Source organism: Mesorhizobium sp. USDA 4413, from assembly GCF_056280365.1.
Genome location: NZ_JBVPRP010000001.1, coordinates 838,491 through 863,534, shown reverse-complemented (window position 1 = coordinate 863,534; position 25,044 = coordinate 838,491). Strand labels below are relative to the sequence as shown.

At 64.8% G+C, this 25,044-nt stretch carries 26 protein-coding genes; 9 read left to right on the top strand and 17 right to left on the bottom strand.

All coding sequences use genetic code 11. From position 1 onward, the window contains the following. The first annotated feature begins 2 nt into the window (after positions 1-2). Positions 3-608 carry a transporter gene (locus tag ACVMIM_RS04365; protein ID WP_476110679.1) on the top strand — a complete coding sequence of 202 codons (606 nt, stop codon included), beginning with the start codon at positions 3-5 and terminating at the stop codon, positions 606-608. Here ACVMIM_RS04365 and truA read toward each other — a convergent pair. The 4 genes from truA to def form a co-directional block, all read right to left on the bottom strand. Then, positions 605-1,393 carry a tRNA pseudouridine(38-40) synthase TruA gene (gene truA, locus ACVMIM_RS04360; RefSeq protein ID WP_476110678.1) on the bottom strand — a complete coding sequence of 263 codons (789 nt, stop codon included), beginning with the start codon at positions 1,391-1,393 and terminating at the stop codon, positions 605-607. The two genes, ACVMIM_RS04365 and truA, sit on opposite strands and share 4 nt — an antisense overlap. A 95-nt stretch (positions 1,394-1,488) precedes the next feature. Continuing rightward, positions 1,489-1,995 (bottom strand): GNAT family N-acetyltransferase, encoded by a 507-nt coding sequence (locus ACVMIM_RS04355; RefSeq protein WP_476110677.1) that lies wholly within the window; start codon positions 1,993-1,995, stop codon positions 1,489-1,491. Then, the gene (gene fmt / locus ACVMIM_RS04350; RefSeq protein WP_041000104.1) at positions 1,992-2,927 is read right to left on the bottom strand and encodes a methionyl-tRNA formyltransferase; all 936 of its coding nucleotides are present in this window, start codon (positions 2,925-2,927) and stop codon (positions 1,992-1,994) included. Before fmt ends, ACVMIM_RS04355 begins: the two co-directional genes overlap by 4 nt. Before the next feature lie 58 nt (positions 2,928-2,985). Then, positions 2,986-3,516 (bottom strand): peptide deformylase, encoded by a 531-nt coding sequence (gene def / locus ACVMIM_RS04345; RefSeq protein WP_476110675.1) that lies wholly within the window; start codon positions 3,514-3,516, stop codon positions 2,986-2,988. A gap of 104 nt (positions 3,517-3,620) precedes the next feature. On the opposite strand from def, the gene ACVMIM_RS04340 reads away from it, so the two are divergent. Then, on the top strand, positions 3,621-4,874 hold the full coding sequence (locus ACVMIM_RS04340) for a DNA recombination protein RmuC (RefSeq protein WP_476110673.1): 1,254 nt from the start codon (positions 3,621-3,623) through the stop codon (positions 4,872-4,874). A 168-nt stretch (positions 4,875-5,042) separates the two neighbouring features. Further along, positions 5,043-6,020 carry a threonine/serine dehydratase gene (locus tag ACVMIM_RS04335; protein WP_476110671.1) on the top strand — a complete coding sequence of 326 codons (978 nt, stop codon included), beginning with the start codon at positions 5,043-5,045 and terminating at the stop codon, positions 6,018-6,020. A gap of 90 nt (positions 6,021-6,110) precedes the next feature. Here the strand turns inward: ACVMIM_RS04335 and ACVMIM_RS04330 are convergent, their stop codons facing one another. Genes ACVMIM_RS04330 through ACVMIM_RS04315 form a run of 4 tightly spaced genes read right to left on the bottom strand, consistent with a single transcriptional unit; the run spans position 6,111 to position 9,815 of the window. Then, complete coding sequence (locus ACVMIM_RS04330; protein ID WP_476110670.1) at positions 6,111-7,247, bottom strand: ABC transporter permease; 1,137 nt, start codon at positions 7,245-7,247, stop codon at positions 6,111-6,113. Next, the gene (locus ACVMIM_RS04325; RefSeq protein WP_476110668.1) at positions 7,244-8,164 is read right to left on the bottom strand and encodes an ABC transporter ATP-binding protein; all 921 of its coding nucleotides are present in this window, start codon (positions 8,162-8,164) and stop codon (positions 7,244-7,246) included. The genes ACVMIM_RS04330 and ACVMIM_RS04325 overlap by 4 nt, the downstream gene beginning before the upstream one ends. Next, positions 8,161-9,114 (bottom strand): HlyD family secretion protein, encoded by a 954-nt coding sequence (locus ACVMIM_RS04320; protein ID WP_476110666.1) that lies wholly within the window; start codon positions 9,112-9,114, stop codon positions 8,161-8,163. Before ACVMIM_RS04320 ends, ACVMIM_RS04325 begins: the two co-directional genes overlap by 4 nt. Beyond that, complete coding sequence (locus tag ACVMIM_RS04315; RefSeq protein ID WP_476110665.1) at positions 9,111-9,815, bottom strand: DUF1956 domain-containing protein; 705 nt, start codon at positions 9,813-9,815, stop codon at positions 9,111-9,113. Before ACVMIM_RS04315 ends, ACVMIM_RS04320 begins: the two co-directional genes overlap by 4 nt. 89 nt (positions 9,816-9,904) lie before the next feature. On the opposite strand from ACVMIM_RS04315, the gene ACVMIM_RS04310 reads away from it, so the two are divergent. Both ACVMIM_RS04310 and ACVMIM_RS04305 read left to right on the top strand, forming a co-directional pair. Then, positions 9,905-10,378 (top strand): CYTH domain-containing protein, encoded by a 474-nt coding sequence (locus tag ACVMIM_RS04310; RefSeq protein ID WP_041000110.1) that lies wholly within the window; start codon positions 9,905-9,907, stop codon positions 10,376-10,378. Then, positions 10,375-11,307: a CHAD domain-containing protein gene (locus ACVMIM_RS04305; protein WP_476110664.1), complete on the top strand. Its 933-nt coding sequence runs from the start codon at positions 10,375-10,377 to the stop codon at positions 11,305-11,307. The genes ACVMIM_RS04310 and ACVMIM_RS04305 overlap by 4 nt, the downstream gene beginning before the upstream one ends. A 184-nt stretch (positions 11,308-11,491) precedes the next feature. Here ACVMIM_RS04305 and ACVMIM_RS04300 read toward each other — a convergent pair whose 3' ends face one another. Beyond that, positions 11,492-12,277, bottom strand: a complete 786-nt coding sequence (locus ACVMIM_RS04300; protein ID WP_476110663.1) for a helix-turn-helix domain-containing protein — start codon at positions 12,275-12,277, stop codon at positions 11,492-11,494. Between the two features lie 113 nt (positions 12,278-12,390). Here ACVMIM_RS04300 and ACVMIM_RS04295 point away from each other — a divergent pair, with 113 nt between their 5' ends. Next, complete coding sequence (locus ACVMIM_RS04295; protein ID WP_476110661.1) at positions 12,391-13,227, top strand: SMP-30/gluconolactonase/LRE family protein; 837 nt, start codon at positions 12,391-12,393, stop codon at positions 13,225-13,227. A gap of 111 nt (positions 13,228-13,338) precedes the next feature. Further along, positions 13,339-14,265, top strand: a complete 927-nt coding sequence (locus ACVMIM_RS04290; RefSeq protein ID WP_476110659.1) for a DMT family transporter — start codon at positions 13,339-13,341, stop codon at positions 14,263-14,265. 70 nt (positions 14,266-14,335) lie between these two features. On the opposite strand, the gene ACVMIM_RS04285 is transcribed toward ACVMIM_RS04290, so the two are convergent. From ACVMIM_RS04285 to ACVMIM_RS04275, 3 genes are read right to left on the bottom strand one after another with little or no spacing between them, the layout of a single operon-like run. Beyond that, the gene (locus ACVMIM_RS04285) at positions 14,336-14,551 is read right to left on the bottom strand and encodes a helix-turn-helix domain-containing protein (protein WP_476110657.1); all 216 of its coding nucleotides are present in this window, start codon (positions 14,549-14,551) and stop codon (positions 14,336-14,338) included. 3 nt (positions 14,552-14,554) lie between these two features. Next, on the bottom strand, positions 14,555-15,256 hold the full coding sequence (locus tag ACVMIM_RS04280) for a phosphatase PAP2 family protein (protein ID WP_476110655.1): 702 nt from the start codon (positions 15,254-15,256) through the stop codon (positions 14,555-14,557). A gap of 18 nt (positions 15,257-15,274) precedes the next feature. Next, entirely contained in the window at positions 15,275-15,613 is a 339-nt protein-coding gene (locus ACVMIM_RS04275; RefSeq protein WP_041000175.1) for a hypothetical protein, read from the bottom strand. 246 nt (positions 15,614-15,859) lie between these two features. On the opposite strand from ACVMIM_RS04275, the gene ACVMIM_RS04270 reads away from it, so the two are divergent. After that, the gene (locus tag ACVMIM_RS04270; RefSeq protein ID WP_476110653.1) at positions 15,860-17,857 is read left to right on the top strand and encodes a PhoX family protein; all 1,998 of its coding nucleotides are present in this window, start codon (positions 15,860-15,862) and stop codon (positions 17,855-17,857) included. A gap of 222 nt (positions 17,858-18,079) precedes the next feature. On the opposite strand, the gene ACVMIM_RS04265 is transcribed toward ACVMIM_RS04270, so the two are convergent. Together ACVMIM_RS04265 and ACVMIM_RS04260 are read right to left on the bottom strand one after the other, a co-directional pair. Then, entirely contained in the window at positions 18,080-18,760 is a 681-nt protein-coding gene (locus ACVMIM_RS04265) for a GNAT family N-acetyltransferase (protein WP_476110652.1), read from the bottom strand. Further along, complete coding sequence (locus tag ACVMIM_RS04260) at positions 18,757-19,248, bottom strand: MarR family winged helix-turn-helix transcriptional regulator (protein ID WP_476110650.1); 492 nt, start codon at positions 19,246-19,248, stop codon at positions 18,757-18,759. Before ACVMIM_RS04260 ends, ACVMIM_RS04265 begins: the two co-directional genes overlap by 4 nt. A 234-nt stretch (positions 19,249-19,482) precedes the next feature. On the opposite strand from ACVMIM_RS04260, the gene ACVMIM_RS04255 reads away from it, so the two are divergent. Continuing rightward, complete coding sequence (locus ACVMIM_RS04255; protein WP_476110648.1) at positions 19,483-20,520, top strand: phosphatidylglycerol lysyltransferase domain-containing protein; 1,038 nt, start codon at positions 19,483-19,485, stop codon at positions 20,518-20,520. A gap of 358 nt (positions 20,521-20,878) precedes the next feature. On the opposite strand, the gene ACVMIM_RS04250 is transcribed toward ACVMIM_RS04255, so the two are convergent. From ACVMIM_RS04250 to ACVMIM_RS04240, 3 genes are all read right to left on the bottom strand, one after another. Next, a complete protein-coding gene (locus ACVMIM_RS04250; protein WP_041000126.1) occupies positions 20,879-21,658 on the bottom strand; it encodes an ABC transporter permease in 780 nt (259 codons plus the stop codon). After that, positions 21,655-22,581, bottom strand: a complete 927-nt coding sequence (locus ACVMIM_RS04245; RefSeq protein ID WP_476110646.1) for an ABC transporter ATP-binding protein — start codon at positions 22,579-22,581, stop codon at positions 21,655-21,657. The genes ACVMIM_RS04250 and ACVMIM_RS04245 overlap by 4 nt, the downstream gene beginning before the upstream one ends. Positions 22,582-22,879: 298 nt before the next feature. After that, positions 22,880-24,583 carry a phospholipase D-like domain-containing protein gene (locus ACVMIM_RS04240; protein ID WP_476110645.1) on the bottom strand — a complete coding sequence of 568 codons (1,704 nt, stop codon included), beginning with the start codon at positions 24,581-24,583 and terminating at the stop codon, positions 22,880-22,882. Positions 24,584-25,044 lie beyond the last annotated feature (461 nt).

Sequence of the window (25,044 nt, the reverse complement as noted above, 5' to 3'; positions counted from 1 at the left end):
CCATGTTGTCGGCAGACGAAACCTACGCCTCGCTTGCGGGCGCCTGGCGGCTGATGTTCGGCAAGGCCGACGGGTTGCGCCTGCTCGACCTTTCGGCGGACGGTTTCTGGAATTCCTTCTTCGCCATCGTCGTGGCGGCGCCGGCGCTGATCGTCGGCTGGGTCGGAATCGCCAACGAGATCGGCGACCCGGACGCCTTCGCCGGACGCCTCGGCATGCTGATCCGGCTGGCGACCGTCGATCTCGGCTCCTGGGTGCTGCCGCTGGTGGCGCTGGCGCTGGTCGCGCCGCGTGCCGGCATCGGCGGCCGTTTCGTCCACTATGTCGTCGCGTCCAACTGGACGTCGGCGATCATCGCCTGGCTGATGCTGCCCTCGGCGCTGCTCAGGCTTTTCCTCCCCTCAAGCAGCGAGGTCGCCAGCCTGTTGTCGCTGGTTCTGTTCGCCCTGTCGATGGTGCTCACCTGGCGCATGACCAACACAACCATCGGCAAAGGCCCCGCTGTAGGCACGGCCGTGTTCGTCGGCATGTTCGTTGCCTCGCTGCTCGTCCTGTTCGGCCTGCAGGCGCTGCTCGGCATCGACATACCGGACAGCACGACCGGTTAGGTATCGGTGTCCCTGGTCATGGCGGATTTGCCGGACGCTTCCGGATAATCGACCCCAACGAGAAACAGTCCATCCGGCGGGGCCACCTGGCCGCAGGCGGCGCGGTCGCGCGCTTCGAGCGCCGCCTTGAGATCGGCGGCGTCCCAGGAGCCGTCACCGACGCGCCTCAGCGAGCCGACCATCGAACGCACCTGGTTGTGCAGGAAGGAGCGCGCCGAACTGCGCACCTCGATAAAGTCGCCATTGCGGCCGACGTCGAGTCGGTCGAGCGTGCGGACGGGGCTCTCGGCCTGGCACTGGGTGGAGCGGAAGGTAGTGAAGTCATGCTTTCCGAGCAGTATTTTGGCCGCCTCATGCATGGCCTCCGCGTCGAGCCGCTTCGGGACCCACCAGACCTTGCCTTTTTCCAGCGCCGCCGGCCCCCGGCGGTTGAGGATGCGATAGAGGTAATGGCGGCCGGTGGCGGAAAAGCGCGCGTCGAAATCGTCCGCGACAACCACCGCCTTGAGGATGGCGACGCGTGCCCCGGCCGCCTGCAGATGAGCATTGACCGCGTCGCGCACCTTGTCGCCCGCCCACGCTTTGGCGAGATCGACATGGGCCACCTGGGCGGTGGCATGCACGCCCGCATCGGTGCGGCCGGCGGCCCGTATTCTAACGTCTTCGCCGCAGAACTTCCCGATCGCCTGCTCGATCGCCTGCTGCACCGAAGGCTGGTCGGCCTGATGCTGCCAGCCGGCGAATTGGCTGCCGTCATATTCGATATCGAGCCGAAAACGCGGCATGTTCAGACAATTACCGATGTCTGAGACGAGACCTTGTTTTCTCGGTGGAGCATGATCTTACCCGAAAACCGGTTCCCACTTTTCGGGATCATGCTCTAAGCGGCCAAAGCGGTGAAAGCCGAAGCGTAGACCAGTCTGCCGGTCTCGGGCGCGTCGCTCCAGGCCAAAGCCTGCAGCGCTTCGCCCTGATACTCGCTCTCGAAACCAGCAGCACGGGCATGGGTATAACCGAAGCGGCCGTAATAGGTCGGGTCGCCCAGAACCACGGCCAGCGCCTCGCCGGCTTCCTTGAGCCGTACATGCGCCTCGCGGATCAGCGCGCCGCCGATGCCAGTGCCGTGGAAGGAGGGTTCGACCGCCAGCGGCGCCAGCGCGACGGCCGCGAAACGCTTGCCGCCATTCTGCACGTAAAGCCTGGAAAACAGGATATGGCCGACAACCTGGCCGTCTTCTTCGGCAACCAGCTCGACGACGGCGTCGCCGCCGGTGACCAGCGCGTCGACCAGGCCGGCTTCCGCCTGCTGGCCAAAGGCATGCTCTTCGACGAGACGGATCGCCTCGCGATCCCGCGGCGTCGCCGCGCGTATCGACATCATGCTCATGTGAGTTTCATTCCTTTTGCGATCTTGGCTCCGCGCAAGAACTCCTGCGCGGCGGCAGGCCTTCCGCCCGCCCGTTGAACTTCGACCAGTCTGACCGCGCCCGATCCGCAGGCGACCGTCAGCCGGTCATCGAGAATTCCTCCCGACTCGCCGACGCCATCCGAGAGCGTCGAGCGAAGCAGTTTCAGCCGCTCCATGCGGCCGCCAATTTCGACCTCGCACCACGCGCCCGGGAAGGGCGAGAGGCCGCGAATGTGATTGTGGACTTCGCCAGAAGGCCGCGTCCAGTCTACGCGTGTCTCCGATTTATCGATCTTTCGGGCGTAGGTCACCCCTTCCGCCGCCTGCGGGGTAAATGTCAGACAATTTATCCCCAACTGCGCGAGCGCCTCAACCATCAACGAAGCGCCCTGAGCCATCAGGAGGTCATGCAATTCGCCGGCCGTCATATCGGGTGCGATGGCGCATTTTTCAACCATCGCCACCGGTCCGGTGTCCAGGCCCTCTTCCATCTTCATGACCATCATGCCGGTCCAGGCATCGCCGGCCATGATGGCGCGTTGGATGGGAGCAGCACCACGCCAGCGTGGCAAAAGCGAGGCATGGCCGTTGAGGCAGCCGAGCCTAGGGGCGTCCAAGATGGCTTTCGGCAACAACAGGCCATAAGCGACGACGACCGCGACATCGGCGTGCAAGCCAGCAAAAGCCTGCTGCTCGGCCTCGCCCTTTAGCGATGAGGGCGTGCGCACTTCGAGCCCCAGCCGTTCGGCTTCGCGCTGCACCGGGGATGGCGTCAATTCCAGACCGCGCCGGCCCGCGGCGCGCGGCGGCTGGGTGTAGACGGCCGCGATCTCGTGACCGGCCCCGGCGATGGCGCGCAGCGTCGGCACGGAAAAATCCGGCGTGCCCATGAAGATGACGCGAAGCGGCATGAGGTGCTGCGATCCTGTTTTGCGCCAGGCTCGGGTGCTCGCGCGGCCGAAGAGGCCCCTAGCCCACCATCTTGCCCGGCGCCTTGTCCCTGGCGAGCTTCTTGAACTTTCGCACCACCATGTCGCGCTTGAGCTTCGAGATGTGATCGATGAACAGCACGCCGTTCAAATGGTCGATCTCGTGCTGCAGGCAGGTGGCCATCAGGCCTTCCGCCTGCATCTCCTGCAATTTGCCGTCGCGGTCGAGATATTTCACCCGCACGGAAGCCGGTCGCTCGACCTCGGCATAATAGTCCGGGATCGACAGGCAGCCTTCCTCATAGACCGAACGCTGGTCGGCGCTTTCAAGGATTTCCGGGTTGATGAAGACATGCGGCTCCGGCGGCTCGCCCTCCTTGGCGAGGTCGATGACCAACAGACGTCGCGGCACGCCGACCTGGATCGCCGCAAGGCCGATGCCCGGCGCGTCATACATGGTCTCCAGCATGTCGTCGGCGAGCTTGCGCAAATCGGCGTCGACGCGCTCGACCGGCTTGGAAACCTGGCGCAGGACGGGATCGGGAAGGATGATGAGCGGCTTGATCGACATGGCGTCTCACCTAAGACCTCGCTTGAGAAGCGTCAACCGGGGCAGCTTTGGCCTGTTCACGTTTTGATCTGTGCCAGACGGCCGAATCGGTTATGCTGCCTCTCATGAACGACATGACCTCCATCCTTTCGCAACCGGTCGCGCGGCTCGGCGCCTCTACGCTCACGCTCGGCCAAGCGCTCGCTTTCACCCTCGTCCTGTTCGTCGTTCTTTTCGCGGCGCTGGTCATCGCCCTGTGGCGCGCGGCCAAGGCGCGGGCGGTTGCCGCGGCGGAAGCCGCCGACCATGCCCGCGACACCGAGGCGCGCATTGCCGACGTGCTGCAGGCGCAGGTCGAGATGCAGGGCCGAATGGGGGCCATCGCCGAGGTGTTCGGGGCGCGGCAGGCCGAGCTTACCCAGTCGCTCGGACAGCGGCTCGACGCCATGACCGGACGCCTCGGTCAGACCATGGCCGAGCAGACCAAGTCGACACATGAGAGCCTCGCCAAGCTGCAGGAGCGGCTGGCGGTGATCGATACCGCGCAAGGCAACATCCAGTCCTTGGCCGGCCAGGTCGTGCAGCTGCAGGCGATCCTCTCAAACAAGCAGACGCGCGGCGCCTTCGGCCAGTCGCGCATGGAGGCGATCGTCGCCGACGGCCTGCCGCACGGCGCCTATGAGTTCCAGGCGAGCCTCTCCAACGGCAGCCGGCCCGACTGCCTGGTGCGGATGCCGAACGGCGCGCCGATGCTCGCCATCGACGCCAAGTTCCCGCTGGAGGCGTGGAACGCCATCCGCGCCGCCGAGGGCGCCGACATGCAGAAGGTTGCGGCGCAGGCATTCCGGCGCGACATCGAGGTGCATATCCGCGATATCGCCGAAAAATACCTGATCCAAGGCGAGACCCAGGACACGGCCTTCATGTTCGTGCCGTCCGAATCGGTGTTCGCCGAGATCCACGAGAATTTCGAGGCGGTGGTGCAGAAGGCGCATCGCGCCCGGGTCGTCATCGTCTCGCCGTCGCTGCTGATGCTGTCGATCCAGGTGATCCAGGCGATCCTCAAGGACGCGCGCATGCGCGAGCAGGCGCATCTGATCCAGGGCGAGGTCATCCGGCTGATGGAGGATGTGGCACGCGTCGACGAGCGGGTGCGCCGGCTGCAGACGCATTTCGGCCAGGCGGCGCGGGACATAGACGACATCCTGGTCTCGACATCCAAGGTGACCAAACGCGGCCAGAAGATCGAGGCGCTGGAATTCGCCGAAGGCGAAACCGAGGCGCCGCGCGGCGGTCCCGCCAAGGCGGAAGCCGGCGCGCGCGTGGCCGATTCAAAGACCGGTCAGCTCAGACTGCGGGTCGTCGAAGGCGACGAGTAGCCGGTTAAGCGCCAGAAAAAGGCAGGTCTTCGCTTCCGTCGCCCTGGGCGAAAGTAATGGCCGCCGGCGCCGCCATCGCCAACCTTGTCTCCATGACATTTTTTCGTTGGCGCGTTGCGGTCTTTTGCGTGCACCATGGGCGATCCCATTCTCGCAAGACCGTCGCCCATGACCACACTGCCCGGCATCCTAGACATCCGCGCCGCCGCCGAGCGGCTTTCCGGCCTGATCGTCGAAACCCCGCTGATCGAATCGCCGGAGCTCAACAGGCGTCATGGCGGCCGCATCCTGTTCAAGCCCGAGACGCTGCAGCGCACCGGCTCCTTCAAGATCCGCGGCGCCTACAACAAGCTGTCGTCGCTCAGCGAGGAAGAGCGCGGCCGCGGCGTCGTGGCCTTCTCTTCCGGCAACCATGCGCAAGGCGTGGCGGCGTCGGCCGCCATGTTCGGCGTCAGGGCGGTCATCGCCATGCCGGCCGACGCGCCGACGCTGAAAGTCGGCAATGTCCGCAAGATGGGTGCCGAAGTGGTGCCGTTCGACCGCTTCAAGGACGACCGCATGGCGGTCGTGCGCCCCTATATCGAAAAAGGCATGGTGCTAGTGCCGCCCTTCGACGATCCGGCGATCATCGCCGGCCAGGGCACGATCGGCCTGGAGCTGATGCGGCAGGCGAAAGCGCTCGGCGTCGCGCTCGATGCCGTCGTCGTGCCTTGCGGCGGCGGCGGCCTGTCGAGCGGCATTTCCGTCGCCGTCAAGGACGCCTCGCCGAACACGCAAGTCTGGGCGGTCGAGCCCGAGCATTTCGACGACACGCGCCGCTCGCTGGCCAGGGGCGAAAGGGTCGCGAACGAGCCCGGCCACAGCTCGATCTGCGACGCGCTGCTTACCGCCGAACCGGGCGCCATCACCTTCGAGATCAACCGCCGCAATCTCGCCGGCGCCATCGCCGTCTCCGACAAGGCCGCCGCCCAGGCGATGCGCGATGCCATGGCGCATTTGAAGCTGGTCGTCGAGCCCGGCGGCTGCGTCGCGCTGGCCGCGCTCGCCTCCGGCGAGATCGACCTCGCCGGCAAATGCGTTGCCGTGGTGCTTTCCGGCGGCAATGTCGATTTCGGTACGTATGCGGAAATCATGGCGGCGGCGTAGGAGTGCTGCACGCAGGAAGCGCCGCGATCGTTCACACCTCCTCCAGCCCTGGGCTTTTGTGCTCGCCAAGAGACCTTCGTCGTGAGACTTTCAGTCCAGCGTCCGCCTGAAGCGCACCAGCGCCACGCCGGCAAACAGCGCCACGAAGACCACCAGCCAGCCGATTTCCGCCGCCACGGCCGGAAGCTCCGCCCCCTTCAGCATGACCGCGCGGGTAATGCGCAGGAAATGCGTCAGCGGAAAAATCTCGCCGAAGGCCTGCGCCCAGCCCGGCATGCCGCGATAGGGGAACATGAAGCCCGACAGCATGATCGAGGGCAAGAAGAAGAAGAAGGTGAGCTGCAGCGCTTGCATCTGCGTGCGGGCGATCGTCGAGATCGTGTAGCCGAGCAGCACCAGCGACAGCACGAACACAAGCACGGTCGAGAGCAGCAGCGACAGCGACCCCATGAAGGGAATGGCAAACAGAAGCTTCGCCGCGGCCAGCACCACCACCACCTGCACGGCGCCCACCACGAGATAAGGCAGCACCTTGCCCAGCATGATCTCCAGCGGGCTCGACGGCATGGCCAGAAGATTTTCCATCGTGCCGCGCTCGGTCTCGCGCGTCAGCGCGATCGAGGTCATCATCACCATCGTCATCTGCAGGATGACGCCGAGCAGGCCGGGAACGATGTTGTATTGCGAGATGCCTTCGGGGTTGTAGCGCCGGTGCACGACGACATCGAGCTGACCGCGCGCCGCCTCCTTGGCCGCTTCCTGCGTTCCCTGCGCCCGGAGCAGCGCCTGGCTGGCCACGGTGCTGAGCGTCGAGACGGCGCCGCTCGCCACCGCCGGATCGGTGGCGTCGGCCTCGATCAGGATCTGCGGATTGTCGCCGCGCTCGACGCGGCGCGCGAAATCGGCGGGAATGGTGACGACGAAAGAGACATCGCCGCGCGCCATGAGGAACTCGGCTTCCTCGGCACTTTGCGCGACATGGTCGAAGCGGTAGTAGCCGGTGGTCTGCAGCGCCGAGACCATGGCGCGCGTGTAAGGGTCGCTGCTGGTCGCCACGAGCGCGGCCGGCAGGCTCTTCGGGTCGTTGTTGATCGCATAGCCGAACAGCACCAGCTGGATCAGCGGCACGCCCAGCATCATGGCGAAGGTGATGCGGTCGCGCCGCATCTGGATGAACTCCTTGATCAGCAGCGCGCCGAGCCTGGGGAAGGAGAAGACCGCGTTCATGCCATATTGTCCTTCGAGCCGGACATGAACTGGATGAAGACATCCTCGAGGCTGGTCTCGCCGGGCTTCACGGTGACGCCCTTGTGCTCCTTCTCGACATCGGCGAGCGCCTTTTCCAGCGCCGCCTTGTCGGAGCCGACGACATGCAGCGTCGCGCCGAACGGCGCCACCTGGTCGACGCCCGGGCGGCCCTGCAGCGCTTCGGCCACCCGGTCGAGCCGCGGCCCCTGCAAGACGAAAGTCGTCAGCCCGGCATTCTTCACCACCTCGTCCACCGTGCCGGTGGCAAGCATCTTGCCGTAGGAGATGTAGCTGATGCGGTGGCAGCGCTCGGCCTCGTCCATGTAATGGGTGGAGACGAGCACGGTCAGCCCGCCGCCGGCGAGGCGATGGATCTCGTCCCAGAACTCGCGCCGCGCCTTGGGATCGACGCCGGCCGTCGGCTCGTCGAGCAGAAGCAGCTTCGGTTTGTGCATGATGCAGGCCGCGAGCGCCAGCCGCTGCTTCCAGCCGCCGGAAAGCGTGCCGGCCAGCTGGTTGCGGCGGCTCGTCAGGCCGAGTTCCTGGAGCGTGCGCGAGACATATTCCTCGACCGGCTTCAGCTGATAGAGCCGCGCCACGAATTCGAGATTCTCGCCGATCGTCAGATCCTCGTAGAAGGAGAATTTCTGCGTCATGTAGCCGACTTCGCGCTTGATCCTGAGCGCGTCGTTGCGGATGTCGAAGCCAAGCACGGTGCCGTCGCCCTCGTCCGGCGTCAAAAGCCCGCACATGATGCGGATGGTTGTCGTCTTGCCCGAACCGTTCGGCCCGAGGAAGCCGACGATCTCGCCTTCGGCCACCGTCATCGTCACGTGGTCGACGACGGTCTTGTCGCCGAAGCGCTTGACCAGGCCGCGAACGTCGATGACGTTCATTGCCCGATATCCGCGAGATCGACATCGACGATCTGGCCGGGCTGCAAGGGTCCCGCATCGCCCTCCGGCCGGGCCTCGACGAGATAGACCAGCTTCTGCCGGTTCTCGAGCGAGTAGATCACCGGCGGCGTGAATTCCGGATCGGGCGAGACATAGCTGACCCGCGCCTTCAGCCCCGCCCCGCAACCGTCGCAATGGACATTGAGCTCGGTCCCAACCTTGACCGACGAGAACGCGCTTTCCGGAACATAGACGCTGAGCTTCACGGCGCCGTCGGGCAGCATGGAGATCACCGGCGAGGTCGGCCCGGCCGTGTCGCCGGGGTTGCGGATGACGTCGTTGACGCGGCCGGGCGAGGGCGCCGTCAGCACCCGCTTCGACAGCCGCCACTCGGCCTGCTGCAAGGTCGACTGTGCCTGCTTGACCTGGTTGTCGGCGGCCTTGATGGTCTCGGGCCGCGCCGGCAGATTGCCGACGGCGAGATTGGCCTCCGCCTGGCCGACCTGTGCATTGGCGGTCTCCAGCGAGGCCGAGGCGGTGTCGTAATCGGCCTGGGTGCCAGTGCCGCGCTTATAGAGGTCGCTCGCGCGGTCATATTTGCGCTTGGCGTCTGCCGCCTGGGCCTTGGCCATGTCGACCTCGGCCTTGAGCACGGCGATCTCCTCGGGGCGCTTGCCGACCTGCAGATCGGCAAGCTGCGCCTGGGCCTGCGCAAGGGCGGCCTTAGCCTGCGCCACCTCGATCCTGGCGTCGGCGTCTTCCAGCGTCGCCACCGCCGTGCCGCTCTCGACGCGGTCGCCGCGCTTGACCGTCACCGTCGCCACCTGGGCCACTTCGATCGGCGCCATCAGCACATATTCGCCTTCGACATAGCCGACGGCCAAAGGCGCGGCCGGCGCGCAGGCGCCGAACAGTTGAGCCGCGAGCGGCAGCGAACAGAGAAAGCTCATGATTTACCCTTCTTGCCGGCGGTCGCGGCGCGCGCGGCCAGCATTGCCTTGAGATTGCCGGTAGCGACCGCCACCACCTTTGCCGCCTCCTTGTCGCCGATTTCGCGCCAGCCCATGCGGCGCATCACCGCCTCGCGGCCGATGCGGAAATAGATGACCTGGCCGATCACGGTGAAGACCGTGAGCTTGGTCGCCTCACTCTCGGCCGGCTCGCCGGTCGCCTGCTCCCAGATCTGGCACAGCCGCCGGTGCGTCGGCTCGAACACACCGGCATAGATGCGGTCGAGCGCGGCTGTCGGATGCGAGAGCTCGCGAAGTACGAATTGTACGATCTCGCCGGCCTGCGGACTGGCCACGACGAAAACCACCATCCGCTCCAGGACTGCAAAGAGCTGTGCTCTCGCGGCTTCCGTGCTTGCCGGGGTGGCGGCCTGGGTTGCGCCCAGCGCCTGGCCGGCGACGCCCTGGATGGTTTCGACGATAAAGTCGGCGGCGGCGGCGCGCAGGCCCTCCTTGCCGCCAAAATGATAGGCGATCGAGCCGATATTGGCCTTGGCCTCGGCCGCGATCTCGCGCGTCGACGTGCCGTCGAAACCTTGCCGGCCGAACAGCTTGAGCGCCGCGTGCACCAGCGCCGCGCGCGTTTGATCGGCGGTGGTGGCCTCGCGCTGCTGCCTTGTTACGCTTGGTTGCTTGCTCATGCCCGATCTTTAATCAATCGATTGATTAAAGTCAAATGGCCTTCAAGTCGGCTTGCCTTCTCGACCCCCACAGGCTTTAGTGCGCGGCCATGGGCAAGGAAGTCGAGCGTAAGTTCCTGGTCTCCAGTCCCGCCTGGCGCGACGAGGTCGAGGCGGAGGTCCGCATTCGCCAGTTCTATGTCGCCGCCCAGCCCGGCCGCACGGTGCGTGTGCGCATCAGCGACGGGCGCTCCGCCAAGCTGACGCTGAAGTTTGGCGACAGGGCGCGAGAGCGCGACGAGTTCGAATATTCCATCCCGCTTGCCGAGGCCGAGGAATTGATGGCGTTTGCCGTCGGACGTGTCATCGAGAAGACACGCCACCATGTTAGACACCGCGGCTATCTCTATGAAGTCGATGTATTCGGCGGAAAGCTCGCGGGGTTGGTGATCGCTGAGCTGGAGACGCCGGAGGACGTATCTGACGAAATGCTGCCCGACTGGCTGGGTCGCGAGGTCACCGGCGAGTCGAGGTTCTACAACGCGTCGCTGGCCCTTGGGGGGATTCCGGAGATCGCCGCATGAGCTTCCGCATCGATCCGCGCTTGCCGCTGACCGGCGAGGTCAGGCGCATATTGGCCGACGAGATCGGCAAGGCAATCGGCCATCTCGAGATGGCCCACGAGAAGCCGGAGCAGGGGCTGCATAAATGCCGCAAGCGGCTGAAAAGCGTGCGCGCCTTGCTGCGCCTGGTTCGTTCCGGAGACGAACCGTTCTGCCAGACCGAGAACGAATGCTATAAGCAGGTCTCGGCGCTGCTGGCCGGCCCGCGCGAGGCGACTGCGTTGATCGAGACCATGGATCGCCTTGCCGATGCGTTTCCGGAACTATCCGCAGGCGGCGGTCTCGAGGCCGTGCGCGAACGGCTGGTGCTGCGTCAGCATGAGCTTCATGCCGGTCCTGGCCTCGACGCCGCCATCAATGCGGCGATAGCCGCGTGCCGGGAAGGACTGGAGCGCATTGACAGGCTCGCTCTGCCCGATGAGCCGGAGCAGGCCGCCGATATATTGGCCGACGGGGCGCGCGCCACCTTGCGGCGGGCGAAGAAAGCGCTCGACAAGGCGCAATCGCGCGGCGAGGATGAGGACTTTCACGATCTGCGCAAGGCGGCCAAGACGCATTCTATGCATCTGTCGCTGCTCGGCCGTTTGTGGCCGACGCCGATCAAGGCGCGCCGTAAGGCGGTCGACAGGCTCGGCGAACAGCTCGGCGAATTGCACGACGTCTTCGTCATGCGCGCCCTGCTCGATGCCGAAGGCGAGCCGCTCGGCCCCGCCGACGAGACCGGGCTTCTGCGCAAGCTGTTGAAGCGCTCCGAAAAGAGCCTGACCAAGGCCTGCCTCGCCGATGCCGCCGAGCTGTTCGGCGATAGCCCGAAACGTTCGGCCAAAAGACTCGCCCGCAAGGCGCGCGACGATCTCGCCGGACAGCAGGAAGAAGCGAACGCGGCTTGACGCTTTTTTCTTCTCCCCTTGTGGGAGAAGGTGGCCGAAGCGGCCGGATGAGGGGTGCTCCAGCTTGACGCTGCCGCTTATCCAATCGGAATCCGCCAACGTCTCATTCCGCTGGAACACCCCTCATCCGTCTCGGCGCTGCGCGCCGATCCACCTTCTCCCACAAGGGGAGAAGGGGCGCCCCCTACGCCGGCAGCGCACGTCTCTCCTTCGCCGCCCTTGCACCCGCATCGCGCGGGTGCGGCCCGATCGGCATGATCGCCGGAAACGGCGTTGCGCCGAAGGCGAAAGTCCATTTGTAGCCGGTGAGCTGGTCCTCGGGCGTGGTGTGCTGGTCGTGGTGGGCAAGCAGCCTGGCGCGTTCGGCGAGCTCGTCGGCCTCGCGCCGCAGCATCTCGGCCGTTTCCGGCCGCATCCGCCGGGAAAAGCTGATGAATGTCGCGGCCTGTTCCATATGGCCGATCGCCCAGCCGATGAAGTTCTTGTTGGTCATCTCGAAATGCGGCTTCAGCGGTCCCTCGAAATCCCACTGGATCGGCGTGTCGACCAGCAGCCTTGCCGACAGGCCGCGCCCTAGCGCCACCAGCCCGAGTTCCTCGAGGTCGCGCAGATAGAGGAACATCGAGGCTTCGCTCAGGCCTTGCGAACGCATGATGCCTTCGGGCGTGAATTTCTCCGACAGCATGATGAAGACGAAGAGCAGCGCCGGCCGCGCCGCCAGCCTGCGCTCTATGTCGGGCGCGACGCGGTTGGCGGGGCCTGGCCCGCGGTTCATCGCGCCGAGCACGTTCTCCAGCTCGACATCGGCTGCGGCGCAGATCTCCATCAGCCGGTCGAGCTTGCAGTTCCGCTCATGGAAGATGCGCTTCACCGTCGGCTCGGAAATGCCCATGCGTTCGGCGAGCGTCCGATAGGTCAGGCCCTTGGCCTTCAGCGTCCGTTTCAGCGCCTCGAAGATCGGGCCGTTCATGGAATGCACCTCGTTCGCGCGAATTCGTATCGAATTGCGATACTAGCTCTGTTTCGGCTTCCCGGAAAGTATCGGAAATCCTAGCTCTTCGGCGTCATCCCAGGAGAGTACCTATGAAACATCTCGCCGCCTTGATCGCCTTCATCGCAATTGCCGCCGTCGTGTCCGCTGCGCAGGCCGGCGAACTCTGGCGCGCCACCGGCTTCGAGCAGCCGGAGTCGGCGCTTGTCGATGCCGCCCACAACCGCATCGTCGTATCCAACATCGTCGGCAATCCCGGCGCGGCGGACGGCAATGGCTACCTGTCGCTTCTGTCGATGGACGGCAAGGTCATCATCCGCCACTGCGTGGACGGCATGGACGCGCCCAAGGGCATGGCGATTTCGGGCGGCAAGCTCTACGCCGCCGACATTACCAGGGTGCGCGTCGTCGATCTCGCCAGCGGCAGGCTGGTCAAAACCATCGATGTGCCCGGCGCCGTGTTCCTCAACGACATGACACAGGACAGCGCCGGCAAGGTCTATGTCAGCGACATGCTGGCCGACGCGATCTACCGCATCGACGGCGACAGGCCGGAACTGTTCGTCAAGGATGCGCTGCTCGCCTCGCCCAACGGCGTGTTCGCCGATGGCGACAGGCTGATCGTCGCCTCTTGGGGCAAGGGCATCAACAAGGCCGATTTCAGCACCGCCGAGCCCGGCGGCCTGCTGTCGGTCGACCTCACCACCAGGAAGGTCTCGCCGCTGCCCGGCGCCCGATCTCGACGGCGTCGTCGCCATCGGCGGCACCATCTACGCCACGGCCTACATGACCGGCACGCTCTACAGCTACAAGGCCGCCGGCGCGCCGGAAGCAGTGGCGCAGTTCAAGCCAGGCAGCGCCGACATCGGCACGGACGGCAAGCACATCTTCGTGCCGCTGATGGGCGAAGGGGAGATCGTGGCGATTAAGATCGACTGAGAGCATCGTGAACGGCGCCGGTCGGGATTGGACCGGCATATCGGCGGCACTGCCATCTGGTCCTGCCGCTCACTCCGGATTATCCGGCTCCGATCCGTCACATGGGCGAAGCCGTGAAGACATCCAGCCTCAACGGCGCCGTTTCGCCGACGATCCCTGTGCTCATATGCGCGCTCGCTATTTTGCTGCTGTCCGGCATGGATGCGGCCATGAAGTCCCTAGCCATCGCGATCGGCGTCTATAACACGCTGCTGTGGCGCAGCGTGGTTGCCACGGTGGTCGCGAGCACGGCCTGGTCGGCCGGGCCGCGCGTGAAGCCGAGACTTCCGGTGCTGGGCCTGCATGCGCTGCGCGCCGCGATTGTCGGCATCGTCCTGGTCTCGTTCTTCTGGGGCCTGGCCAGGCTGCCGCTCGCCGAGGCGATCGGGCTCAGCTTCGTCGCGCCGCTGTTCGCGCTTTTTCTTGCAGCGTTGTTGCTGGGCGAACGCATAAGGCGGCAGGCGGTCTGGGCGTCGCTAGCCGGAATGGTCGGCGTCGCGATCATATTGGCCGGCCAGTTCGGGGCGGCAGGCTATTCGCAAGATGCCCTGCTGGGCACGGCCGCGGTGCTCGTATCGACGGTGTTTTATGCCTACAATCTGATCCTCTCCCGGCAACAGGCGCTGCTGGCCAAGCCGGTCGAGATCATGCTGTTCCAGAACCTCTTCGTCGCAATCATGCTCGGTCTCGCCGCGCCCTGGCTCGCGGTTGCGCTGCCGAGCGATCTCTGGCTCCCCTTGGCCGGGGTGGCGCTGCTGTCGCTCGCCGGACAATTCCTGATGAGCTGGTCCTATGCCCGCGCCGAAGCGCAATATCTGATCCCGACCGAATACTCGGCCTTCATCTGGGCGATCGCGCTTGGCTGGCTCTTCTTCGGCGAGAAGGTAGCCTGGACCACGCTGGCGGGCGCATGCCTCATCGTCGCCGGCTGCCTGATCGCCGCGCGCGCCAATCCAAAGCTTGCCGAGCCAATCGAAGCGGCGGTGTGAGAGAGCACAGCATCGGCCGGCAAATCCGGTCGCGGCGGTGCCAATACTGTTTTCCTACCGCAGTGGCGGCTCAGCCTTGCGGGTCCTGCGCCACGGTGGCCTTGAGGCGCACGCCATTGCCGCCGCGCCCGCTGGCCTGGTTCTCGCCGATCAGCTCCACGCGCGCCTCGTCGAGCGCCTGGATGACCTTCATCAGCGTGTCGACGACGCCGTCGCCCGCTTCCATGCGCTGGATCGTCGCAGCGAGAGCCCGGCCCACTCGGCGAGTGTCGATGCCAGCAGCCATCGATCAGTTACTGTCGGCCACGACTTTGCGCCGCTGCAGCAGGCGCGCCGCAAGCCAGCACAGCATGGCCCAGGCGAAGCCCGCGCACCAGCCGGCAAGCACATCGGACGGCCAATGCACGCCGAGATAGACGCGGCTCGTGCCGACCAGCACGGTGGTGAGCACCGCAAGCCCGAGCACAAAGACCTTCGTCCTGCGGTCCGGCAGGAATCGGGCTGCCAGCGAGCCGAGCGTCAGATAGGTCACGGCCGACAGCATCGCGTGGCCGCTCGGAAAGGACAGCGACGTCTCGTTGACGAGATGCGAGACGAGATCAGGCCGCGGCCGGTCGACCTCGAATTTGAGCAGGCTTGAGAGCACTTGCCCACCCGCCACCGCCGCGAACATGAACAGCGCTGTCGAGGGCCTGCGGATCAACAGCAGATAAACGATGGTCGCAGTCGTGATCAGCACCAGCACAACAGTGCTGCCGAGCGCGGTGACGTCGCGCACCGCGCCTTCCAGCCAAAGCGGGCCGATCGGGCTGTCCGGCTGCCCGGCATGACGGAAAGCGAGCAGGATTTCCGTGTCGAAGGCGTGCGGGGTCGTGGCGCGCGCCACTTCCACGAGCTCCACCAGGCCCCACAGTCCGCCGGCGATCACCAGCCCGGCAAGCAGCACGGGGAATTCCAACCTGTTGAGGAGCGCGTTGGCGATCGGTTTCATGCCAGCCTTTTGATCCCGCTACAGCCGCTGCATATAGGGCCCGAGCGTGATCAGCGCGACGGCGGCGATCGCCAGCACTATGCCGGTCGCTTGCAAGGCGTTGAGCCGTTCGCCGAAAAAGGCGAGCGCCACGACATTGACCGCGACGAGCTGGATCACCGCCGACAGGCTGAATGACACCGACATGCCGAATTCGCGCACCAGCCTCAGCATGATCAGATTGCCGGCCGTATAGAACGCCAGCGTCAAAAGCAGCTTGGCGAGGCTCGGCGCCAGCCCCCATTGCTTGGCCGCCATCGCCGCCAGCACGAACATCAGGGTCGAAATGCAGAGCTGCGACAGTCCCCAGAAACTCACCGCCGTCTCCTTTTTTCAAGCGCCGTCGCCAAGCCGGCCGCAGCCCTTGTTTCCGAAGCAGGCGAGGCCGTCAAGCTGATCGCCGTCGACCGCTGGCGCGTTTCGGGGGCCAAGCCAGCCAGCCGCTGCTCAGCCGGCAAATAGCCATTGCGATTCAATCAAGGTAGTGTCACGAAAATGTGATCGGCGCGCTTTAGGGGTCGAACGGTCAAAATCCCAGCCACCTCAAGAAGCCAGAGGAACACCATGACCGTGACCCCTGAGACCCGTTTCCGCACCAGCCAGCTCGAGGACAATGACGGCCCGCCGGTCAACCCGACCGACAACCGCACCATGGGCGAGATCATCGCAGCGCGCTTCTCGCGCCGCGGCTTCCTCATGGGTTCGCTGGCCGTCTCGGCCATCGCCGCCACCGTCAGCCCGCTGGCGCTCGTCGCCGCCAACGAGGCCCGCGCCGCAGAAGGCTCGGCCTTCAACTTCGACGAGCTCGAAGCCGGCATCGACGACAGGCACCATGTCGCGCCGGGCTATGACGCCGACGTGCTGTTGCGCTGGGGCGATCCGCTGTTTGCCGATTCGCCGGATTTCGATCCGCTGAAGCAATCGGCCGAGGCCCAGGCCAGGCAATTCGGCTACAACAACGACTATGTCGGCTATATCCCGATCGACGGCTCGGCCGAGCACGGCCTTTTGGTCGTCAACCACGAATACACCAACCCGCATCTGATGTTCCCGGGCATCGTTTCGATCGTCGAGAAGGATGGAAAGAAGAAGGCCGAGGTGGCTCCGCTCTCGAAGGAGCAGGTCGATGTCGAGATGGCCGCGCATGGCGGCACCATCGTCGAGATCCGCAAGCAAGGCGGCAAGTGGCAGGTGGTGCGCGACGGCAAGCTCAACCGCCGCATCATGTCCACCACCGAGATGGCGCTCTCCGGCCCGGTCGCCGGCCACGACCGCGTCAAGACCAATGCCGATCCATCCGGCACCAAAGTCATCGGCACGTTCAACAATTGCGCCGGCGGCGTCACGCCTTGGGGCACCTATGTGATGGCCGAGGAGAACATCCACGGCTATTTCTCGGGCGAATTGCCGGAAGGCCACAAGGAAGCGGCCAACTACAAGCGCCTCGGCATCCCGGAAGGCGCCTATGAATGGGGCGCGCATTACGACCGCTTCAACCTTGCCAAGGAGCCGAACGAGCCCAATCGCTTCGGCTGGATCGTCGAGGTCGACGTCAACGATCCAACCTCCACACCGAGGAAGCGCACCGCCATGGGCCGCTTCAAGCATGAGGGCGCCGAATCGATCGTCGCCAAGGACGGCCGCGTCGTCTTCTATCTCGGCGACGACGAACGCTTCGACTATGTCTACAAATTCGTCACCGCCGGCACGTTCAACCCCAATGACCGTGTCGCCAACATGAACCTGCTCGACGATGGCACGCTGCACGTAGCGAAGTTCGCCGAGGACGGTTCGGTCGAATGGATGCCGATCGTGTTCGGGCAAGGCCCGCTGACGGCGGAGAACGGCTTTGCGTCGCAGGCCGACGTGCTGATCGAGACGCGGCGCGCCGCCGACCTGCTCGGCGCCACCAAGATGGACCGGCCGGAGGACATCCAGCCCAATGCCGGCAACGGCAAGGTCTATGTCATGCTGACCAACAATTCGAAGCGCAAGGCCGAGCAGGTCGACGCCGCCAATCCGCGCGCCGACAATGCCTTCGGCCATATCATCGAGATCGTCGAGGATGGCGGCGACTTCGCCGCCACCAAGGGCAAATGGGAGGTGCTGTTGAAATGCGGCGACCCGTCGGTCGCCGATGTCGGCGCCACCTTCTCGACCGCGACTACCGCCCATGGCTGGTTCGGCATGCCGGACAATTGCGCCGTCGATTCCGCCGGACGTCTATGGGTCGCCACCGACGGCCAGGGGCCGAAGGCCACCGGCCGCACCGACGGCCTCTGGGCGGTCGATACCGAGGGCGCGGCACGGGCAACCTCGAAACTGTTCTTCCGGGTGCCGATCGGCGCCGAAATGTGCGGTCCGCTGTTTGCGCCCGACGACCAGACGGCTTTCGTCGCCGTCCAGCATCCGGGCGATGGCGGCGAGGACTGGGAAGGCTTTGGCCGCCTGTCCTATTACGAGGATCCGTCGACCCGCTGGCCGGATTTCAAGCCGGACATGCCGGTGCGGCCGTCCGTCGTTGCGATCACGAAACAGGGCGGCGGCAAGATCGCGGTGTGATGCACTGAGGTAGCGCAGACGTTGGGGATTGGCGGAAGGCTCCCCAACGTCGTCATTCCAGGGCGGAGCAGGAGCAAAGCTCCGTCGCGGAGACCCTGGACTCCATTCCGTTACCTCGGACGCAGGGTGCAGCGGCGCAGAGAGCCTCGGGTCTGCGCTGCGTCGCTGCGCTCCTTGCTCTGCCCGTGGATGAGGAAGCGATGGGCCTCCATAGCCCGGCACTCACTCCGCGCGTTGAACCATGGCCATGTTCATTACGCTTCTCAGGCGGAAGCCGATGGACTCGTAAAGCCTGATCGCCGCGGCATTGCTTTCATAGGCGTGCAGATACGGAACCTCGCCGCGTGCCGCGATTCGGCCCGCCACGAACACCGACAGCAGGCGGGCAAGGCCGCCGCCGCGGAAATCCGGATGCGTGCACACGCCGCTGAGTTCCGCGTAGCCGGGCTGCTTCATGCGCTCGCCGGCCATCGCCGCCAGCCTGCCGTCGACCCTGATGCCCCAGAAATCGCCGAGGCTCAGCGCCTCCAGCGTGAAGGGGCCGGGCTTGGTGAGCGAGGCAAGCGCCAGCATCTCCTCGGCATTGTCTTTTGTCAGCTGCCGGACGCGCTTGTCGGACGCCGCCGGCATCGGCATTTCGGCAACCATCTGCACCAGCGTCGCCGTCGAGATCGCGGAAAGTTCCGGCGGCAAAACGATGTCATCCGCCTGGACCAGGGCTGCGGTTTCGCCCGGCGGTAGAAGCCCCGCCAGCGCCCGCAGGCTGTCCGCATCGTCGCCGGCGGTGGCGGCGAAAGGAACGATCGACGGGCGATAGCGCCTGGCAAGGTCGCCGCCTTCGGCGAGAGCCTGGTGCCGCGTCGTAAGCGCGCTCCAGACGGGGCGGTCGAGGACATGTCTCATAAGGCGGCCACCTTGGCGTTTTCGGCGCGGCGGTGGAGCGGCGTCGCGGCCAGACGATCCTCGACGGCGGCAAGCTGGCTAAGCAGCGGGCCGGAAAGATCGGCGCACAGATCCGCCACGGCGTTCTCGATGCTTGGCCAGATGTCGCGCTTGGCCCGGTCGACCAGCCGCCTTCCGTCGCGGCTCAGCGAAACGATCCTGCGCCGCTGGTCGTCTTGCGAAGGGTTGACCTCGACCAGACCCAGTTCGGCAAGCAGCGCCACGCTGCGCGTCACGCCCGGTTGCGCGACGCCCAAGGATTGCGCCAGCTCGCCGACCGGCAGCGGGCCCAGCCTGTCAAGCGCGGCGAGCAGCGGGTACTGGCTCGACTGGATGCGCATGTCCAGACGGTCGAGCACGCGCTGCGTGTCGGCCTGCAACTGCTCGCCTATGCGCTTCATCCGGCTGCCGAGGCAGAGAAAGCCGAGAGATCGGAGGATGTCTTCCATGGCTGGTTCACCATATATTATAACTTGATATATAACATTGCATGAAAATGTCAAACCGGGCTTCGCGCACCCATGCTCGGCCGCCGATGGAAGAGACCGCAGCCTTTCGGCCGTTTGCCCTTCATTCGCCGCCAATTGCATCCTATATCGCGCTGATGCGATATGGCCGGCAGCGGTCGCCAGCGATTCGCGACCTGAGGGCGGCAGGTCATCACTTCTTGGCACGCGGAGCTCATGGCGTCCCTGCGCATCTATTTCGACAGGCTTCTCGACGCCGTGGCACCCAAGGTCCCGCGACGCAACTTGACGGATGGCGAACGCCTGGCGCTGGTGCGCCGTTACGGCGATTTCTCGCTCGCCTATTCGACGGCCGTGCAGCAGAAACTGTCCTATTTCAGCGACGGCGACGGCTACATCGCCTTCGGCACCAAGATGAGCCACCATTTCGCGCTGGGCGATCCGGTGGTCGACCCGGCCGATCGCGCGGCCTATATCAAGCGCTTCGCCGAGGCCGCCGGTGGCCCATGGTTCGTCCAGATCAGCGCCGACACGGCCAAAGTGCTCGCCGGCCTCGGTTACATGGTCAATCGCCTCGGCATCGACACCAGGCTGCTTTTGCCGGCACATGATTTTTCCGGCAAGCGCAACGAGACCGTGCGCTATTCCGAACGCTGGCTGATGAAGAAGGGTTTTGTCATCGCCGAGGACAGGGGCGACAGGCTGCAAGAGGAAATCATTCAGCTTTCCGCCGACTGGCGCAAGGAGCGCATCATCAAGCGCTGGGAGATGGGCTTCCTCAACCGCCGCTTTTCCGAAGAGCTCGGCGCCGACATGCGCCGCTTCCTCCTGCACAGCCCCGAAGGCCGGCTTCTCGCCATCCTCGACTTCGACCCGCTGTTTCGCGACGGCAAGGTCATCGGCTACACCACCGCCTTCAAGCGCAAACAGACCGACGCGACGCCGCATGCCGAGATCGGCCTGACCAAATTCGCCGTCGACCGCTTCCGCGAGGAAGGCATCTCGCAGGTGACGCTCGGCCTTTCGCCGCTGTTTGCCATTGAGCCCAGCGGCTTTGCCGAATCGGGCTTCTGGCGCGGCGCCTTCCAGCGCGCCTACAACTCGCCCTGGGTCAACCGCTCGCGCTTCAACCTGCAGGGCCAGGCGGCCTTCAAGCGCCGCTTCCACGGCGTCGAGGAGCCGACCTATATCGCGTTCCGCAAAGGGACTTTCGTGGAGATGCTGGGACTGCTGCGCCTGCTGAAGGCGATCTGACCAGGAGCTCTTTCCTCACCCACTTCGTCTACGCGATGCACATCTTCTGTGACTGGCGTGACTGATCGACCTGAGGCTTGATTGCCACGTGGTTCCCCCAATCCGTCGCTGCTTCGCAGCGCCACCTTTCCCCCCTCCGGAGGGAAAGGAAGGGAGCGTTGCAAAAAGCTCGGCGCCTTTCCTCTACCACGTCGATCCGGGGAGAGAGGTGGCTCGGCGAAGCCGACACGGAGTGGGGATCGACCAGCGCTACAATAGACAAAGCATGCGCCAAGCCGCCATGCACGCTATCGCCAAAGACCAGGCGCTTGCAAAATGTGTGCATGCCGTAGCCCACTTCGTGGGGCGAGGAACTCCGTCAGTTCCTCAACCGGTATCCCGTCTTGAAGATCCACGCCACGATCGCGATGCAGATGGCCAAAAACACCAGCGTCATGCCGAGGCTGACGCCGACGGAGACATCCGCCTTGCCGTAGAAGCTCCAGCGGAAGCCGCTGATCAGATAGACGACCGGGTTGAACAGCGTGATCGTCTTCCAGATGCCGGGCAGCATGTGGATCGAATAAAAGCTGCCGCCGAGGAAAGTGAGCGGCGTGACGATGAGCAGCGGCACCAGCTGCAGCTGCTCGAAGGTCTTTGCCCAGATGCCGATGATGAAGCCGAACAGGCTGAAGGTCACCGCCGTCAGCAGCAGGAAGGCCATCATCCAGAACGGGTGCTCGATCCTGAGCGGCACGAACAAAGCCGCGGTGGCCAGGATGATCAGGCCGAGCATGATCGACTTGGTCGCCGCACCCCCGACATAGGCGATGATGATTTCGAGATAGGAGACCGGCGCCGACAAAAGCTCATAGATCGAGCCGACGAATTTCGGGAAATAAATGGCGAAGGAGGCGTTGGAGATCGACTGCGTCAAGAGCGACAGCATCATCAGGCCGGGCACGATGAAGGCGCCATAGGCGATGCCGTCGATCTCGTTGATGCGCGAGCCGATGGCCGAGCCGAAGACGACGAAATAGAGCGATGTCGAGATAACCGGCGAGATGATGCTCTGCAGTACCGTGCGGAAGGCGCGCGCCATCTCCACCCGGTAGATCGCCCATACTGCACGAAAATTGGGGGCCGCGCGCAGGTTCATGGCTCTTGCCTCAGAAGATTGACGAAGATCTCTTCGAGCGAGCTGTTCTTGGTGTCGAGATCGCGGAACTGGACGCCGGCCGCCTCGAGGTCGCGGATTAGCGAGGCGACGCCTGGACGGTCGCTCTGGTTGTCATAGGTGTAGGTGAGCTGGTTGCCGTCGCCCGACAGCTCCAATGAATAGCGAGAAAGCCCGTCCGGAACGGCCGACAGCGGCACGCGCAGCTCCAGCGTCATCTGCTTGCGGCCGAGCTTGCGCATCAGCTCGGCCTTGCCCTCGACCAGGATGATCTCGCCCTTGTTGATGACGCCGACGCGGTCGGCCATCGCCTCGGCTTCCTCGATATAATGCGTGGTGAGGATGATGGTGACGCCGTCCTCGCGCAAGCGCCTGACCATCGCCCACATGTCCTGGCGCAGCTCGACATCGACGCCGGCCGTCGGTTCGTCGAGGAACAAGACGCGCGGTTCGTGCGACAGCGCCTTGGCGATCATCAGCCGGCGCTTCATGCCGCCGGACAGCGTGATCGCCTTGGAATCCTTCTTCTCCCAAAGCGAGAGGTCGCGCAGCACCTTCTCGACGAAATCCTTGTTGGGCGCCTTGCCGAACAGGCCGCGGCTGTAATTCACCGTCGCCCAGACGGTCTCGAAGGCGTCGATCGTCAACTCCTGCGGCACCAGCCCGATCAGGCTGCGCGCCGCGCGATAGTCCTTGCCGATATCGTGGCCGTCCACCGTGACAGTGCCCGACGAGCGGTTGACGATGCCGCAGACGATCGAGATCAGGGTCGTCTTGCCGGCGCCGTTCGGCCCCAGCAGCGCGAAGATCTCGCCGCGCTCGATATCGAGATTGATTTCCTTCAGCGCCTTGAAGCCGGTGGCATAGGTTTTGGTGACACCGGAGATCGAGATGATGGACGACATGCTGAAATACGGCCGGCTGGAAAAGGTGACCTGATATAGGTCGGATGCCGCCCGGTGCAAGTGAATCGACACCGCTGCTGACAATTCTGGACAGTGAGAGCGTCTTTCTACCCGTTTATGGGCAGACAGCCCGGTTCACCCTCCGAAGCTGCAGCGTAGCTGCTGCGGAGGACGGGCAGGCAATGAGGGGCGGCGCTAACCTGTCAGGTAAGGCAATGGCTGCGCTTTTTCGGGGATGCCTATATCACAACCGCCGGCGCCGCCGGCACCTTCTCCCCGTGGAACGGGGAGAAGGAAATTAGGTCTGCGCCGTCCAAAAGGCGATTTCCTGCGCCTTGGTCCGAAGCTCGGCCTTCAGCCATTGATCGTCGTCCTCGAGGTAGCTCCACGGCGTCTTGCCTTCAGCCCGCATCTCGCGGATGTAGGAGCGGTAGCGGTAGTGGCTATAGACCGACATCGCATAGGTGGCATAGGCGGCAGCGAGCTTCCTGTGGCCGCGCACGATTACAAGGTTCTCGTCGTTCCTCTCGCTCGCCGGGGCCGAGAAATTGTGGCTGCCCGTCACCACCACGCAGTCGCTCGAATGCGGGTCGGTCACCAGGATCTTCGAGTGCACGATGGCGTGGCCGACCTGCGACAGGAAGGTACGCCGGGTGACCTCGGCGATCCACGGCCCGAGCGGCGCGTCGAGCCCTTGCGGCTGCGCCACCGCGTAGCGGTCCGGCGTGAATTTCCGGTCGCTGCTGACCAGGTCGATGTCGAGGAAATTCTGCTCGGAACCGCCCTCGTCCGCGCTCAGCGTGGAGACCACGCCGCGCACATACATGCCCTTTTCCCGGGCGCGCTGCCCGGCCAGCGTGTGCAGGCCCTGCTTGCCCGGCGTGAACATCAGGAAAAGCACCGCCTGTTTGGCGGAGCCGATGACGTCGCGCAGCGCCGCCATGTCGGCGCCGTTCGAGGTGCGGGTGAACCAAACCGTCGCCTTGGCGGCCCCGACCGTGAAGGTCTTGGGCGCGTCGTTGTCGGCCATAAGCGCCGGCGTGAAGTTGGCCGGGTCGGTCTTTGGCGGCGAGGCGTCCCTGAGCAGGTCCCAATGCTTGCGGAAATGCGCCGCCACCGCCGCGTCCTCGATCAGCAGGCCGTTGTTGACCTGCGTGCAGAGGCCCGTGGTGCTCCAGTTGGTGCTGCCGGTCCACACTTTCTTCGGCTCGCCGTCTTCCGACACGACGACGAACTTGTTGTGGCCGAGGCCTTTCGATTTCAGCATCCTGTCGATGGTGGCGATGCCGTGATCATTGAGATTCTTGCGCGCGTCCTTGTTGCCGTCGCCTTTTTTGTCGGAAGCGTTGGCGAGGATCAGATGCAGCCGCGGCCCGAGCCCGATCAGCGCCGTCTCCAGCGTCGCGTCGCCAAGCTCGTAGAGCGCGGCATGCAATTCGTCGCCGGCGCCTTGCGTCAGCCCGATCATGCGCAGGCCGAGATCGCCTTCCAGGAAAGCGCGGAATTTCGCGTCGCCATTGGTCTGCAGGCTCTTCTTGAAGGCCGCCGGCGTGAGCTTGTTCTTCGCCATATAGCGGGCGACGAATTGCGACAGCACCAGGCCGCGGTTGAAGTAGCAGGAGAAACCGCCGCCGGCGTCGGTGGCAAGTGTATGCCAGTCCGTCCAGTCGCTCGACACCCCCTTGGTCAGCGGCTTGCCGGGTCCGGCGCTCACCATCGCAGTCACCCGGTAGCGCACGACATTGCCGACATCGGCGGCATGATCGGTCCAGTTGAAGCGCTGGAACGGCCAGACGTCCGACGGCCTGTGGTCGCCCGATTTCGGCTTGTCCTTGGTGAAGCCGACGCGGTTCTCCACCGGCTCGATCTTCTCGCTCGCGCCGGCCTTGCGGCCGCGCTCGAGCAGGAAGCCCCGGCATCCGGCGATGAAGTCGCTGGGCGCCCAGGCGACGAAAGCGTCGTCGCCATTGGTGTAGACGGAAACTTTTATCTCGACGGCCATTTGCCGTTCCTCCGCATCTGTCGTTGTTTCCAAAGCGCGCGGCCCGGCATGTCCGGCCCACCAATGCAGGCAAGAGGACTCCGTACCGGAAGCAGGGCTCCGGCTCGGTTGAAACAGAATTCTTCGAAAGGGTGACGGCGATGATTATGTGGCGGCAGAAGATCGGATGTCAATGTTTAACAGCGGCAAGTATAATTCTATGAACTGCTTCACACTGTGTTTTGTTTGCTGGCGAAATAGAGGGTGGATGGTTGCGAAACACGTGCTCAAACGGCAGGCCGGCCCGGAGCATTCCAGGAAAAGTGCAAGCGGCTGGCTTGCCGTTTGTCGGTCGGCAGGATTTTCACCGTTCCTCCGTGAAATCGGCGCAAACGCTGCGGGATTGGCGGAGCCGCCCTGACCTCGTCATCCACGGGCGGAGCAAGGAGCGAAGCGACGCGCGCAGACCCGAGGGTCCATGC